The organism is Microlunatus sp. M237, assembly GCF_056896895.1.
Genome location: NZ_JBXHBL010000001.1, coordinates 51,463 through 66,552, shown reverse-complemented (window position 1 = coordinate 66,552; position 15,090 = coordinate 51,463). Strand labels below are relative to the sequence as shown.

The following is a 15,090-nucleotide window of genomic DNA, read 5'->3' as shown; positions in this document are numbered from 1 at the left end:
GAGCCCGACCGATCTCAGCTCGGTTCCGCAGCCCGCCCGACCAGCCGGCCGGAGTCCACCGTGCCCGGTCCGCCGGCCGCCTCGGCGAGCACAGCGACGGCGCGGCGCACTCGGTCCGGGGTCAGGGATGACCCGTCCACCTCGGTCAGATAGAAGGTGTCGATCGCCTGGTTGGCGAGGGTGGAGATGTGTGCCGAGCGGATCGAGATCCGTTCCGCCTTCAGCGCCCGGCCGAGGCCGAACAGCAGACCCGAACGGTCACCGGTACGGACCTCCAGCACAGCTGCCGTCTCGCTGGCGTCGGGGACCACGGCGACGAACGGTGCCGCGCCTTCCGCCGCCGCACCGTCTTGGGCCCGGTCCTCTCGGCGCCGGATGGCGGCGAGCATGGTCGTGTCGCCCCGCTCCAGCCGTTGCAGCTCCTTGACCAAGAAGGCCAGGTCGGGCAGGTCGGCGCTGACCTGGGCGTCCACCCGCCACGTGTTCACCGCGATGCCCTCGACAGTGGTCAGCACCGCCGAGCGGACGGACACCGAGTGGGCCGCCAGCAGACCGGCGGTCTCGCTGAACAGTCCGAGCCGGTCGCGGGCGGCGATCATCAGCTGGATCCCGCCGGGACGCTGATCCAGCTTGATCCGTGGCAGGCCGTCCACGCGGACCGAGCGTGCCAGTCCGAGGTCGCTCAGCTCCGCGAACGCCTCGCGTCGCTCTTCGCCGACCAACCGTCCTTCGGCCCGTTCGGCCAGGGCATGGATCAGCTGCGCCCGCCACGGCGACCAGGCGGCAGGTCCGGCCGCACGGGCGTCCGCCTCGGTCAGCCGGCGGAGCAGCTGCAGGGTCTGCAGCCGGCCGTCCACCGCCTCGACCAGCGCGTCCACGGTCGCCGGGTCGTCGTGGTCGCGTCGGGTGGCCAGCTCGGCCAGGGTCAGGTGGTGACGGACCAGCCGCTCGACCAGGGCGGCATCGGCCTCGTCCAGGCCCAGGTCCTCGACCGCGCGCCGGGCGATCGGCGCGCCGACGGTCGCGTGGTCGACGCCGGCGCCGGGCACCTTGCCGATGTCATGGAAGAGGCAGGCGAGCAGCAGCAGGTCGGGCCGCTCCACCTGGGTCAGATGCCGGTGCGCCTCGGCGGCGGTCTGCACCGAGTGCCGGTCCACGGTGTGCTGGTGCACCGGGTTGTGCTGTGGCTGGGCGCGGATCAGGTTCCAGCAGGGGATCCACCGGGGGATACATCCGGCCAGGTCCAGCGCCTCCCATACCGGCACCAGGTGGGGTCCGGCAGCCAGCAGCTCCAAGAGGGCGTCTCGCGCCTCGGCCGGCCACGGGGTCTCGATGGCCGGGGCGTGCCGGCCCAGATTCTCGGCCGTGACGGGGGAGAGCACCAGGCCGCGCTGGGCGGCGAGCGCACCGGCCCGGAGCCCGAGCAGCGGCCCGTCCGCCGGCGTGGTCCGGTCCAGCCCCACCTCGCCGGAGTGGACGATCAGCCCGTGCGGGGCGGAGTCGAATACGGGCCGGCGCTCCCGGCGGGTGAAGGAGAGCGCCCGGCGCTGCGGCAGGGCCTGCCGGGCGGCGCGGACCGTGAGATCCACCGCGTGCCCGATCCGGCGGGCCGCCAGGCTCACCTCGCGGTGCAGGGCGTCGGTGTCGGCGTGACCGAGCAGGGTCGCCACGTCGCCCGCCTCGGCCGCGAGCAGCCGGTCGAGGGTACGCCCCGACGTGATGTGCAGCGCGTCCCGGACGTCGAGGAGCCGCTCATACGGCTCGCGGACCCCCTCGTGCGGCCGGTCGGTCAGCCAGGTCGCGGCCAGCGCCCGGAGCATGATCATGTCGCGGAAGCCGCCGCGGGCCTCCTTGAGATCCGGCTCGAGCAGGTAGGCCGCGTCGCCGTGCTGGGCGTGCCGCTCCTCGACCGCGGCCAGCAGCTCAGCCAGTCGCTTGCGGGCGTTCCCCCGCCACGCGGTGAGCAGCGACGTCCGCGCCGACGCCACCAGTTCCGCGTCGCCGCTGACCAGCCGCAGGTCGAGCAGCCCGACGCCGGCGCTGAGCTCCTGCCCAGCCACCTGCGCGCATTCCGCCGGCGTGCGGACCGCGTGGTCGAGCCGCGCCCCGCCGTCCCACAGGGGATACCAGAGCCGGTCCGCCAACGCGGTGATCGCGCCACGGTCGTGGCCGTCGTGCAGCAGCACCAGGTCGATGTCACTGCGGGGGCCCAGCTCACCGCGGGCCAGGCTGCCGACCGCCGCCAGGGCCGTACCCTTCGCCGGTCCGGCCACGTCGGCGTAGAGCCCGACCAGAGCGGACTCGACCGAGTCCGTCACCGAACGCCGACGATCCGGCCCTGCCGTGGAAGACCACGCGGACCGGATCGCGACGTTGAGACGCTCGCTGGTTACATCACGCTTCAGAGCGCGTCCAGCCCGCGCTCGCCCGTTCGTACGCGGACGACGTCATCCACGGGAACGGACCAGACCTTGCCGTCACCGATACGGCCGGTCCGAGCGCTCTTCACCAAGACGTCGACGATGTCTTTCGCATCGGCGTCGTCCACGAGCACCTCAAGTCTCACTTTCGGGACCAGGTCGACGGTGTACTCGGCACCGCGGTAGACCTCGGTATGGCCCCGCTGACGGCCGAACCCACTGGCTTCGCTGACCGTCATGCCCTCGACCCCGAACGACTCCAGGGCTGTCTTCACTTCGTCCAGCATGTGCGGCTTGATGATCGCAGTCACGAGCTTCATGCCGTCACCTCCTCATCGGTGTTCGTGGTGGTGGTGGGGTCGGTGTCGGGACGGCGCGCCGGCGAACCGCCGCCCAGCCCACGCAGACCTGCCCCGAGGGTGCCGAGGTCGTACGCCGACTCCGCGTGCTCAGACCCGTCGACACCGGAGAGCTCGTCGTCCTCGCTGACGCGGAAGCCGATCGTCTTCTCCAACAGTAGGCCGATGAGCAGGGTCAGGACGAAGCTGGTGACCAGCACAGCGAGAGCGCCCACCGCCTGCTTCCAGAGCTGGGTGACACCACCGCCGTAGAACAGACCGTCGACCGCGGCCGGGGCGTCAGCCGTGGCGAGCAGACCGATGGCGAGGGTGCCCCACAGACCACCGACCAGGTGGACGCCGACCACGTCGAGCGAGTCGTCGTAGCCGAGCTTGTACTTCAGGCCGACCGCCAGCGCGCAGAGCACACCGGCGAGGACGCCGATGATGATGGCACCGATCGGGCTGACCGAGGAGCAGGACGGGGTGATGGCGACTAGACCCGCGACCACACCGGAGGCGGCGCCCAGCGAGGTCGGGTGTCCGTCCCGCAGCCGTTCGGTGACCAGCCAGCCGAGCGAGGCGGCCGCCGTGGCGACCAGGGTGTTGACCCAGACCACCGATGCGGTGTTGCCGGCCGACAGGGCGGAGCCGGCGTTGAAGCCGAACCAGCCGAACCACAGCAGGCCGGCACCGATCATGACCAGGGTCAGGTTGTGCGGCCGCATCGGCTCCCGCCGAAAGCCGATCCGCTGACCGAGGACCAGGGCCAGGGCCAGGCCGGCAGCACCGGCATTGATGTGGACCGCGGTGCCTCCGGCGAAGTCGATCGCGCCCAGGTTGTTGGCGATCCACCCACCGGTGTGGGTGATCACGTCGGCGTCGTCGGTCACGGTGAAGTCGAACACCCAGTGGGCGATCGGGAAGTAGACGATGCTGACCCAGATGCCGACGAAGATCATCCAGGTGCTGAACTTGGCGCGGTCGGCGATGGCGCCGGAGATGAGCGCGACGGTGATGATCGCGAAGACGGCCTGGAAGGCCACGAAGGCCATCACCGGGTAGCTCGCCTCCGGATCCTCGGCCATCAGACCCTTCAGGCCCAAGAACTCGCCCGGGTCGCCGAGCAGGCCACCGCCGATGTCGTTGCCGAAGGCGAACGAATAGCCGTAGAGCACCCAGAGCACGGACACCAGCGCCAGCGCTCCGAAGCTCATCATCATCATGTTGAGGACACTCTTGGCGCGGACCATGCCGCCGTAGAACAACGCCAGGCCCGGTGTCATCAAGAGCACCAGCGCAGCCGAGGTGAGAATCCAGGCGGTGTCGCCCGAATCGAGTTCGAGTGGGGTCATGTTGCTTCTTTCGGTGAAGGAAACTGGACGTATGCACTGACCTGACACGGCTGGATCCTGGACGTAGCAGGCTAGGAAGAACTCTGTCCTGTGCGTGTTGCACCGAAGGCTTCGTGCGTTACGGCTCGGTGACACTTGCGAGGTGCGTGTGACGAACACGTTTCGCGCCGCGCACCACGGTGGAGCGACGCTGCTCCGGGAGTGGGTACGGTGACCCGGTGCCTACCGTCTTGTTCCCCGGCCGACACCATGTTCTGACCCGGTTCCAGGCCGAGCACCTGGCCCGGCTGGTCACCACCGACTCTGGTGAGCCGGCGACGGTGGTCTGGGCGGTGACCTCGGCCAACCACCACACGACCCGCCGCAACCCGGTGCCGTACCACCGCCGCGAAGCGGCCATCGAGCAGCTGTCGGTCCGCGAAGGGCTGCGGTCATTGGTGGTTGGCGTGCACGACGTGCCGCCCAACGACGACTTCGCCGCGACGACGATCAAGGTCTGCGAGGAGCAGCTCGGCGTCGACCTCAGCCCGGCTGCGGCGGTGGTGGCATGCTCGACGCCGTCGGTGGCGGCGATGTATGCGTCCCTGGGCTATTCGGTGGTCGGCGTGGAGGACACCGTCGACCCCTCGCCCGCCCGGCCGTGGGACGTGCTCTTGCAGGTGGCCACCGGGGATGCGCAGTGGCGCGAGCTCGCCCACCCCGCCACCGTGGACGTCTTCGACCGCTACAACCTGGCGACTCACATCGCCCGGGTGGTGAACGACCCGGTGATCGGTGACGACGGCGGACTGACCACCACCCGCGACTACCACACCTACGCGGAGGCCTTCGAGACCGCGTCGGCGCGCAAGTGGAACCAGATCGCCGAACACGTCCGCCCGGGCCGCATCCTCGACATCGGCTGCGCGACCGGTGGCCTGTTGGAGTGCATCGACCGCGACCCCCGGTTCCACGAGTCGGACCTGCTGGGCGTCGAGGTGGCGCGGCACCTGATGGCCGAGTGCGAGCACAAACTCGCCCAGGGCGTGTTCACCAACCCCAACGTCTTCTTCTATCAGCGCAACATGCTCGGTGATGCGATCTTCGCGCCGGGCTCGATCGACACCTCGATCAGCATCGCGCTGACCCATGAGATCTGGTCGTACACGCGGCCCACCGATCCGCAGGCGCGCCGCCGCGCGGTCCAGCGCTTCGCCGACAACATCGCCGCCCACACAGCGCCGGGCGGGGTGTGGATCAACTCCGACGTCTGCGGACCCGACGACGGTGACCGTCAGGTGCTGCTGGGACTGGACGACTCCGACGGCGCCAACCCCGCCCGTACCGTCGACCTGACGGGCTGGGAGCGGGAGCGCGTCGCCGACCACATCCGGACCCTGTCGACCCGGGCCCGGCTGGACCAGTTCGTGCGGGACTTCGCCGCCCAGGCCGGGGTGGCGATCGACGTCGTCGCGGTCGGCGACGAGGTGCAGCTGCGGCTCGGCGACGCGATGGACTTCCTGACTCGCAAGGACTACGCCGACAACTGGCTGTCGGAGGCCCACGAGCAGTTCTGCGGTCTGTCCTGGGCGGACTGGACCATGATCATCCAGAATGCGGGTCTCACCCTGGCGCCGGGGTCGCACGCGTGGCGCAACGACTGGGTGATCGAGAACCGGATCGCCCCGGTGGCGTCCTTGCGCGACCTCAGCGGCGCGGGGATGGAGTGGCCGGTGACCCACCTGCTGGCGGTCGCCAGCCGACCCGACCACACCGTCGGCTGAGTCGGGTCAGCGCGACGGGGGAGTGGCGGGCTCGCCGTGCACGGGCGCCCAGGCCTGCCAGGCGGAGTCGGTCATCTCGGCCAGGTCCCTGGTGGCCCGCCAGCCCAACACGGACTCGATCCGGGTCACGTCGGCGACCAGGGCGGCGGGGTCACCCGCACGCCGAGGACCGATCGCCGGATCCAGGGCGTAGCCCGACGACGCGGCCAGGTGCTCCAGCACCTCGATCACCGACGACCCAGTGCCGGTGCCGACGTTGAAGATGTCGTGCGGCCGGTCGTCGCTGCCCAGGTAGTCCAAGGCCGACAGGTGCGCCTCGGCCAGGTCCAGCACATGGATGTAGTCGCGGATGCAGGTGCCGTCCGGAGTGGGGTAGTCCCGCCCGTAGATGGTGGGCTGCTCGCCGTTGGTCCAGGCCCGCAGGGCGATCGGAATCAGGTTCATCACCGCCGGGTCGCCGAGCTCGGGCCAGCCAGCGCCGGCCACGTTGAAGTAGCGCAGCCCCACCCCGCGCAGCCCCCACGCCTTGCCGGCGGCCCGCATCATCCACTCGCAGACCAGCTTGGTCTCGCCGTACGGGCTGATCGGGTTCGGCGGGGTGTCCTCGGTCAGCAGCTGGCCCGGCGGCAGGTTCGGCAGCCCATAGGTCGCGGCGGAGGAGGAGAACATCATCTTGTCGACGTGTGCGTTCTGCATGGCCTGCAGCAGGTGGGCGAATCCGCCGACGTTCTGCGCGTAGTACCAGGCCGGCCGCTCGGCGGACTCGCCCACCTGCTTCTTCGCCGCGATATGGATGACGGCGTCGACGCTGTATTCGGTCAGGATCGCCTCGAGCTTGTCCACCGCCTCCTGGGTCGAGAGGTCGAGGTGCACCAACGCGGCGTCGCCGACGTGCTCGGCGATCCCGCTGCTGAGGTCGTCGACGACCACGACGGTGTCGCCACGTTGCTGGAGCAGTCGAATCACGTGCGCGCCGATATAGCCCGCGCCGCCAGTCACCAGGACAGTCATGCCTGCACTGTAGTGGGCTGCGTCGCTGCCGCGGCGGGCGGTGGCAGGCACAGAGAATGGGCCTTGACTTATGCAACTATCCGCTCAGGGTGAGTCCCATGATCGGCGGACGAAGCAGCACCATTTCCGAGCTTCTTGATCATCTCCAGGCAGTGCACCGGGAGGAACACATCGTCGAGCGTGCCGGCCGACCGGCCAGGGCCGTCGTGGCGCGACGCAGCTACGGCGCCGAGCTTGCGGACCTGTGTGACCCCTGCAGCAGCCGTACGTCGGTGACGCCGACGCCGAGGCCCAGCTCGACGGCCCGGACGGCCTCGGTCAGCTCGATTCCGCGCAGCGAGCCCGCCCCGGGCAGCGGCGTCACCTCGAGGTCGAACCGCCGGCCGCGGGTCACGCTGCGCCAGGTGGCCACCAGCCGGTCACCGGCCAGCAGCACCGGGGCGAACTGCCCGTTGGCCTTGGCCCACACCTGGGCGAGCTGGTCGGCGTCAAGGAACCGGAGCCGGTGGCGGCCGGCGTAACCCACCAGCAGCGCGTCGAATTCCGGCAGCAGGCGGACGCCGGGGTCCGGGTCGCCGCGCGGCGGCTCGACCAGGTCGAGACACGGGCGACCCTCCAGCAGGCCGACGGGCTCCACCTCGTCGCCAAGCGCAGCTACGGCCCGGTCCACCTGCCCGAGCCCGACGCCGAAGAAGTACGCCAGGTCGTCGCGGGTCAGCGGTCCGCAGGCGCCCAGCTGGGTCCGGACGAGGTCCCGCAACGCCGGCTCCGGCTCGACGGGCACCAGGTCGGGCAGCACCGAGGCGGCGGTGCGGTGGAACGCGTCAGTCCGGGTGTCCCAGCCGCCCGAGCCCGGTTCGACATCGGGGCCCGGCGCCCGCGGCCGGCGGAGCAGGCCACTGTGGCTCCACACCAGACCCTCGGCGGAGCTGCCGGTCAGCGCAGCCGCGCTGCTCGCCGACTCGTGCTCGGCCACCCAGTCGCGAAGGTGCTCGACGAGGTCGGCCCGCGGGCGCCAGTTGTCGGCGCAGAAGCGCCGGACCTCGGCGTACACCTCCTCCGGGTGTAGCCGGAGGAGTCCCAGCTCGCGGCGCAGCGCAGCGGCACGGGGGCCCCGGGCGACGGCGTCGGTGGCGGCGAAGTGGTTGCGAGTGGTGGTGTGCACTGTGCCCCGCAGACTGGAGGTCTTCACCAACCTGGCCGTGACGAAGAGGTCGCGCACGATCTCGTACGTCACCCCGGGCAGCCGGGACGCCGCGGTGAGGAACGGCGAGCGGGGGACCTGGGACTGGATCGGACCGAGCCGGTCGAACAGTGCCAGCACCGCCGTCGCGTTCGTGTCGGCCGGTAGCGGGAACTGACGACTCAGCGAGCGGGCGCGGAGCTCGGCCCCGGTCAGCTCACGCATCGTGGTGGCCGTCGCCGTGGACCCGTCCGGTGCTCACTGTCGGTCATGACAATCACGGTAGGCCGCAGGGCTGACAGTCCGGCCAGGTGCGATAAGATGGTGCCATGCATCGTGTCGCACTCCTTACCTAGCCGCGTAGGTCTTCCTACGCGGCCGCCCCTCGTGCCTATCGGCACCTCGCGAGGGGTTTTTTTCTGCCCGCAGGGCGTCCGAAACGTACGAGTGCATGACTAAGGAGAGATCGATGACCCAGCACGTGGACCAGGCCGAGCGCACCGACGACCGTCCGGAGCGCGCTCGCTATGACGCCGCCGCGGCTCAAGAGCGCTGGCAGGCGTTCTGGGAGTCCGACGGCACCTTCACCCCGGCCGATGATGACCGCCGCGAGCGCCGCTACGTGCTGGACATGTTCCCCTATCCCTCCGGCGACCTGCACATGGGCCACGCCGAGGCCTTCGTGATGGGTGACGTGGTGTCGCGATTCCTGCGGCTGAAGGGCTACGACGTCCTGCACCCGATCGGCTGGGACTCCTTCGGCCTGCCGGCCGAGAACGCGGCCATCCAGCGCAACGCGCACCCGGCGGAGTGGACGTACGCCAACATCGAGACCCAGGCCAACTCGTTCAAGCGCTACGGGCTGAGCCTGGACTGGTCTCGCCGGCTGCATACCTCCGACCCCGAGTACTACCGCTGGACCCAGTGGCTGTTCCTGCGGTTCCGCGAGCGTGGCCTGGCCTATCGCAAGGACTCGTTCGTCAACTGGTGCCCCAAGGACCAGACGGTGCTGGCCAACGAGCAGGTGGTGGCCGGCATGTGCGAGCGCTGTGGCTCGGTGGTCACCAAGCGTCAGCTGAACCAGTGGTACTTCCGGGTGACCGAGTACGCCCAGCGGCTGCTGGACGACATGGCCCAGCTGGAGGGCGGCTGGCCCGACCGGGTGCTGGCCATGCAGCGCAACTGGATCGGGCGCTCCGAGGGGGCGTACGTCGACTTCGAGATCGAGGGCCACAAGGACCCGGTGACGGTGTTCACCACCCGCCCGGACACCCTGTTCGGCGCCACCTTCTTCGTGGTGGCCCCCGAGGCTCCGCTGGCCGCCGAGATCGTCCGCGACGAGCAGCGGGCGGAGTTCGAGGCCTACCTGGAGAAGACCAAGCAGGCCACGGAGATCGAGCGCCAAGCCACCGACCGGCCCAAGACCGGGGTGTTCCTGGGCGTCTACGCGACCAACCCGGCCAACGGAGAGCGGATCCCGGTCTGGGCCGCCGACTACGTGCTGGCCGACTACGGCACCGGCGCGGTGATGGCCGTACCGGCCCACGACCAGCGCGACCTGGACTTCGCCCGCAACCACGACCTGCCGGTCCGGATGGTCGTCGACACCGGCGCGCCGGACCCGGCCAAGAGCTTCGAGGCGACTGCCGGCGACGGGACGTACGTCAACTCCGGACCGCTGGACGGCCTGACCGACAAGGTCGCCGGCGTCTCCCGGATCATCGACCAGCTGGAGGCCGACGGGGTGGGCAAGAGCGCCATCACCTTCCGGCTGCGCGACTGGCTGCTGAGCCGGCAACGGTACTGGGGCTGCCCGATCCCGATCGTGCACTGCCCGACCTGCGGTGAGGTCGCCGTACCCGACGACCAGCTGCCGGTCGAGCTGCCCGATCTGCGCGGCGCCGACCTGGCCCCGAAGGGCACCTCGCCGCTGGCCGCGGCGACCGAGTGGGTCAACGTCGACTGCCCCGCGTGCGGCGGCCCGGCCAAGCGGGACACCGACACGATGGACACCTTCGTCGACTCGTCGTGGTATTTCTTCCGCTACTGCTCGCCCGGCTACACCGAGGGCCCGTTCAACCCCGACGACGTGCAGCGCTGGATGCCGGTGGCCCAGTACGTCGGTGGCGTCGAGCACGCCATCTTGCACCTGCTGTACATGCGGTTCTTCACCAAGGTGCTGCACGACATGGGTCTGGTCGACTTCGACGAGCCGATGCGGCGCCTGCTGAACCAGGGCCAGGTGATCAACGAGGGCAAGTCGATGAGCAAGTCGTTGGGCAACGGCGTCGATCTGGGCGCCCAGATCGACCAGTTCGGTGTCGACGCCATCCGGCTGACCGTGGTCTTCGCCGGCCCACCGGAGGAGGACATCGACTGGGCCGACGTCTCCCCGGCCGGGTCGCTGAAGTTCCTGCAGCGGGCCTACCGGCTGGCCGACGAGGTGGCCAGCCCGGTGGGCGCCGACCCCGCCACCGGCGATCTGACGCTGCGTCGACAGACCCACAAGCATGTGGCCGAGATCGGTGAGCTGGTCGAGGGCCAGCGGTTCAACGTGGCCGTCGCCCGGATCATGGAGCTGGTCAACGCGACCCGCAAGGCGATCGACGGCTCGACCGGCGCAGCCGACCCGGCCGTCCGGGAGGCGGTCGAGGCCGTCACCGTGATGCTGGGCGTGGTCGCGCCGTATGTCGCGGAGGAGATGTGGGAGCGGCTGGGTCATGCCCCCTCGGTGGCGAATGCGAGCTGGCCGGCGGTCGACCCGTCGCTGCTGGTTGAGGAGACCGTCACCTGCGTGGTGCAGGTCCAGGGCAAGGTCCGCGCCAAGCTGGAGGTGTCGCCGGACGCGTCCGAGGATGAGCTGCGTGAGCGGGCCCTGGCCGAGGAGGCCGTCGTCCGTGCCCTGGCCGGGCGCGGCGTGCGTACTGTCATCGTCCGGGCGCCGAAGCTGGTCAGCATCGTCCCGGAATGACCCTCAGCCGGTCCCGGCGGGCGAGTCTGCTCTCAGCCGGTCCCGGCCAGGGTAGCCATCAGGCCGAGGTGGTCGGTACCGGCGACGGTGAAGGTCGAGATCGCGGTGGCGGTGAGCCGGTCGTTGACCATCACGCGGTCGATGGCGATCAACGGCGGGACGACCGAGTGGGACGGGTAGGTCGGCAGCAGGCCGGCGCCGAGCAGGTCGGTGGCGCTGGTCAGCCCTGCGGCGCGGAGCTCACGCACCGGCTTGTGGTCGTCCACCGCGTTGTAGTCACCGACCACCACCAGCGGCTGGTCCCGGTTGGCGCGGACCGCGTCCAGCACCACCTGGTGCTCGTCCACCCACTTCGATCCGCCGCAGAACGGGTTGCAGGGGTGCGTGGCGATCAGGCGCACCGGGCCGATCCCCGGAACCTCGGCGGTGGTCATCCACTGCATGAATGAGGTGGAGCCCAGCACGGTGGACCCGGTCAGCGGGAACCGGGAGAAGACTGCGGATCCGCCGGGTCCGCGCCCGGGGTCGCCGACGGCGTAGGGGAACCGCTGGTCCCAACCGAAGCGCTTGAGCGCGACCAGCGCGTCGGGGTTGGTCTCCAACAACACGACCACGTCCGCAGCCTGGGCCTGTGCGGCGACCTGGGCGCTGTCGGCACCGCCCGCCAGCATGTTGAGACTCATCACCGTGAACGGCTCGGTGGCCGCGGGCCGGTGGTCCGCGACGTAGAACGGCGCCAGCCAGCTGAGGTGACAGGCCAACAGCAAAGCGCTGAACGCGAGCAGCACCGCATGCGGGGCACGCCGCCGGGACCTGAGCAAGCTGATCAGGAAACAGAGTGTCGCCACGGCGTATGCAGCGGTGCCGTACGGGATGAAGGAGGCGATGAGGGCGGGCACGTTCTCGGTCGGTGGGAAGACCCGAAGCCCGGTGGCCACCAGCCCGAAGGGCAGCGCGAGCACTCCGGCACCGACCCAGAGGGCCTGGAAGCGGCGCGGCGGCAGGTCAGGGCTGGAGTCCCAGCTCCGCCGCCGGCTCATCGCGGACCCCGTCTCGGTTGCCATCGGACAAGGGTGCCCCAGCGGCGCAAGCCGCGCACCTCTGCGTCGCCGTGGGTACGCCTCAGGTTCGGCTCCGGCGGGCGGCGCGGGGGTTCGGGCGGCGCAGGCGAACCTCCTCGGGGTGTGGCGGGAACTCGCAGTCGCGCCGGTCCTCGGTGTCCAGCCAGCCGTGGCCGGCGTAGAAGGTGCGCGCTCCATGGTTCTTCCACAGCACCCACAACCCGATCTCGCGTGCGCCGGCGGCGTACATCTCCTCGGTGGCGTAGTCGAGCAGGCGGGACCCGTGGCCGCGGCGGGTCCGCTCCGGCAACACCGCGAGATGACGGATCCTCTCGGCGTCGAAGGCGATGAACCCCGCCGGGTCTCCGTCCGTCTCCAGCACGTGCACCCGTACCTGCCTGTCGTGCAGCAACCGGCGCCAGCGAGCCTTCACCTCGGCGACGGGGTAGGGGAACTCCTCGGGCGGGAAGATGTGCGCCAGCTCTGACTCATTCGCCAGTCGCTCGATCCAGGTCAGCAGCCGGCTCTCGTCGGGTCGGGCCCGCCGGATCCGTACGTTCGCTTCGGCGTCGGTCACCGGCGGGTCGTGCTCGTCCAGCATGTCCAACAGCGCGTGGGTCACCTGGTCGGCCCGCGTCCGCCGCCCCCGCTTGGCCGCATAGTTCGACTTCTGCACACACCATGCCTCGACCTGGAAGTCCTCGGTGCCCAGCTCCAGCCCGTCCTGACCCGGGGCGATCAGTGTCACGTCATCCCAGTCGATCCGGGTAGTGCGGAACGGGTTGCGGACCACGATCCCGTCGGGCCCGGCCACCAGCTTCGGGTGCAGGCCGAACCGCCAGACATAGAGCAGGGCGGCGAGGCTGAGCGCGCCCAGCACTGTCGGCACCAGCCGACTGTGGTCCCGCTCGTGGATCAGATAGGCCAGCAGTGGGATCGCTCCGCCCGCCAGCACAGCGAAGGCGACCAGGACCGTCATCGTCGCCGGTGCTGCCCGCCACACGCGCGTGGAGGTGATCGCCATGCTGTGCTCCTTGCGCGTTCGCTACCCGTCCGCAGCGGGGGCTTGCGGACCACGGGCGACCGCCGGGTCATCGCAGCAGGGTGCCCTACTCTTGCGCCATGACCGGCGTCGCAGTGGTGACCGACTCTACGTCGTCGTTGCCGGCCGATCTGGCTGTCCGCGCCGGGGTGACGGTGATTCCGTTGCAAGTTGTGATCAAGGACGTCAGCCGATCTGAGGACCCCGGCGGGGCCGGCACGTCACTCGTGGCCCAGGCCCTCCGCGACGGCGTCCAGGTGACCACCTCCCGGCCGACCACCGAGGCGTTCCAGGCGGTGTACGCCAACCTGGCCGAAGCCGGATTCGACGCCGTCGTGTCGGCGCACCTGAGCCGGCGGATGTCCGGCACCTACGACGCCGCTGCGCTCGCTGCCGAATCGGCCGCGGTGCCGGTCACGGTCGTCGACACCGCCACCGTGGCGATGGCTGCCGGATACGCCGTACTGGCCGGGGCGGCGGCGGCGGGCGACGGCGCTTCGGCTGCGGTGGTGGCCGATCGCATCCGCGCCCGCGCTGCAGCCGCCAGGACGTACTTCTACGTCGACAACCTGGACCACCTGCGGCGCGGCGGACGGATCGGCGCCGCGGCCGCACTGCTGGGCTCGGCGCTGGCGATGAAGCCGCTGCTGACGGTGACCGGCGGCCAGGTCCAGCCGTTCGAGCGGGTACGGACCCGCTCCCGGGCACTCGCTCGGCTGGACGAGCTGGCCCTGCAGGCCGTGACCGACACCGGCGGATCGGTGGACGTGGCCGTGCACCACCTGGACGACCTGCCGGCTGCGAAGGCCCTGGCCGAGCGGCTGCGGGAACGGATCGCCCCGGCGACCACCATCGCCGTCTGCGAGGTGAGCGCCGTGCTGGGCGTGCACGTGGGACCGGGAACCCTGGGCGTGGTGGTGTCATCCCGCTCCACCTCCGGCTGATTGTCCCCAGCCCGGAGGACGCCGCCGGCGTCCTCCACAGCTCGAAGCCGCCGGCGCCGACGGCGCGGCGTGGCGTGAATCGTGTCGGCATGGGAGCGCGGCGCAAGGAGCTCGAGGCTGAGCTGGCGGAGCAGGTGCGGGTCCGACTGGCCCACCTGCTGGCAGAGAACGCCCCGACCGGTCGGCGGGTGATGTCGGCCCGGCCCGGCGGCGCGACGGTGGCGGACGACGCCCCGCCGACCGAGCTCGACCCGGTGCTCCGAACTGACCCTGCGCCCGGAGCTGACCGGCGGCCGCCACCGAGGTTCACCAGGCTGCACCTCGGTGTGGTGGCGGTGCTGCTCGTCCTCGGGCTGCTCGGCGCGGGATGGGCGCTGCTGCGCGCGCGCCCGGTGGCGCTGGCCAGCCCGGTGGTGGAGCACAGCGGCAGTCCGGTCGTCTCTCGCTCCGGCGCGGTCGACCTGCCTGGCTCCGCCAGCACGGGTTCGAGCGCCGTGTCGACCCCCACCCGGCCGGCAACGATGCTGGTCCACGTCCTCGGGGAGGTACGTCGGCCGGGTCTGGTCACGGTGCCGGCCGGAGCGCGGGTGGCGGATGCGATCGATGCAGCGGGCGGTCTCACCGGCGAGGCAGACCCGGCCACCCTCAACCTGGCCCAGCCGCTCGCCGACGGTCAGCAGGTGATCATCGGCAGCAAGGACCAACCGTCGGGGGAGGTCCGCAGTGGTTCGGTCCCGGGCACCGGCGACACCGATGGGCGTTCGTCGAACGGCGTCGGCACGGCCGGGCCCCCGGTGGACCGCGAGCCGGTGGACCTCAACGCCGCAACGGCCGGGCAGCTGGAAGCGCTGCCGGGGATCGGTCCGGTGACGGCCGAGAAGATCCTCGCCTGGCGCGACGAGCACGGCCGGTTCGCCCGGGTGGAGGAGCTGCAGGAGGTGCCGGGCATCGGGCCGAAGACCTTCGCCGAGCTGGCCCCACACGTACGCGTGTGAGGCCAGC

At 70.9% G+C, this 15,090-nt stretch carries 11 protein-coding genes; 4 read left to right on the top strand and 7 right to left on the bottom strand.

Annotated features, from left to right (window positions below; all coding sequences use genetic code 11):
• Positions 1-14: 14 nt before the first annotated feature.
• The 3 genes from AC1XX3_RS00285 to AC1XX3_RS00275 are packed head-to-tail and all read right to left on the bottom strand — an operon-like array spanning position 15 to position 4,113.
• Positions 15-2,366, bottom strand: coding sequence for a [protein-PII] uridylyltransferase (locus AC1XX3_RS00285; RefSeq protein ID WP_483320186.1), 2,352 nt, complete (start codon positions 2,364-2,366; stop codon positions 15-17).
• A 35-nt stretch (positions 2,367-2,401) separates the two neighbouring features.
• Positions 2,402-2,740, bottom strand: a complete 339-nt coding sequence (locus AC1XX3_RS00280) for a P-II family nitrogen regulator (protein ID WP_483319074.1) — start codon at positions 2,738-2,740, stop codon at positions 2,402-2,404.
• Positions 2,737-4,113: an ammonium transporter gene (locus AC1XX3_RS00275; RefSeq protein WP_483319073.1), complete on the bottom strand. Its 1,377-nt coding sequence runs from the start codon at positions 4,111-4,113 to the stop codon at positions 2,737-2,739. The genes AC1XX3_RS00280 and AC1XX3_RS00275 overlap by 4 nt, the downstream gene beginning before the upstream one ends.
• A 218-nt stretch (positions 4,114-4,331) precedes the next feature.
• Here AC1XX3_RS00275 and AC1XX3_RS00270 point away from each other — a divergent pair, with 218 nt between their 5' ends.
• Positions 4,332-5,876, top strand: a complete 1,545-nt coding sequence (locus AC1XX3_RS00270; protein WP_483319072.1) for a class I SAM-dependent methyltransferase — start codon at positions 4,332-4,334, stop codon at positions 5,874-5,876.
• A gap of 6 nt (positions 5,877-5,882) precedes the next feature.
• Here AC1XX3_RS00270 and galE read toward each other — a convergent pair whose 3' ends face one another.
• Both galE and AC1XX3_RS00260 read right to left on the bottom strand, forming a co-directional pair.
• Positions 5,883-6,887, bottom strand: a complete 1,005-nt coding sequence (galE, locus tag AC1XX3_RS00265; RefSeq protein ID WP_483319071.1) for a UDP-glucose 4-epimerase GalE — start codon at positions 6,885-6,887, stop codon at positions 5,883-5,885.
• Between the two features lie 220 nt (positions 6,888-7,107).
• The gene (locus AC1XX3_RS00260; RefSeq protein ID WP_483319070.1) at positions 7,108-8,295 is read right to left on the bottom strand and encodes a winged helix DNA-binding domain-containing protein; all 1,188 of its coding nucleotides are present in this window, start codon (positions 8,293-8,295) and stop codon (positions 7,108-7,110) included.
• A gap of 244 nt (positions 8,296-8,539) precedes the next feature.
• Between AC1XX3_RS00260 and leuS the strand changes: the two genes are divergently transcribed.
• Positions 8,540-11,041 (top strand): leucine--tRNA ligase, encoded by a 2,502-nt coding sequence (gene leuS, locus AC1XX3_RS00255; protein WP_483319069.1) that lies wholly within the window; start codon positions 8,540-8,542, stop codon positions 11,039-11,041.
• A 32-nt stretch (positions 11,042-11,073) separates the two neighbouring features.
• Here the strand turns inward: leuS and AC1XX3_RS00250 are convergent, their stop codons facing one another.
• A complete protein-coding gene (locus AC1XX3_RS00250; protein ID WP_483319068.1) occupies positions 11,074-12,105 on the bottom strand; it encodes an endonuclease/exonuclease/phosphatase family protein in 1,032 nt (343 codons plus the stop codon).
• A 58-nt stretch (positions 12,106-12,163) separates the two neighbouring features.
• Positions 12,164-13,126 carry a GNAT family N-acetyltransferase gene (locus AC1XX3_RS00245; RefSeq protein WP_483319067.1) on the bottom strand — a complete coding sequence of 321 codons (963 nt, stop codon included), beginning with the start codon at positions 13,124-13,126 and terminating at the stop codon, positions 12,164-12,166.
• Between the two features lie 98 nt (positions 13,127-13,224).
• Here AC1XX3_RS00245 and AC1XX3_RS00240 point away from each other — a divergent pair, with 98 nt between their 5' ends.
• Entirely contained in the window at positions 13,225-14,088 is an 864-nt protein-coding gene (locus tag AC1XX3_RS00240; protein WP_483319066.1) for a DegV family protein, read from the top strand.
• Between the two features lie 89 nt (positions 14,089-14,177).
• Positions 14,178-15,083: a ComEA family DNA-binding protein gene (locus AC1XX3_RS00235; RefSeq protein ID WP_483319065.1), complete on the top strand. Its 906-nt coding sequence runs from the start codon at positions 14,178-14,180 to the stop codon at positions 15,081-15,083.
• Positions 15,084-15,090: the final 7 nt, after the last annotated feature.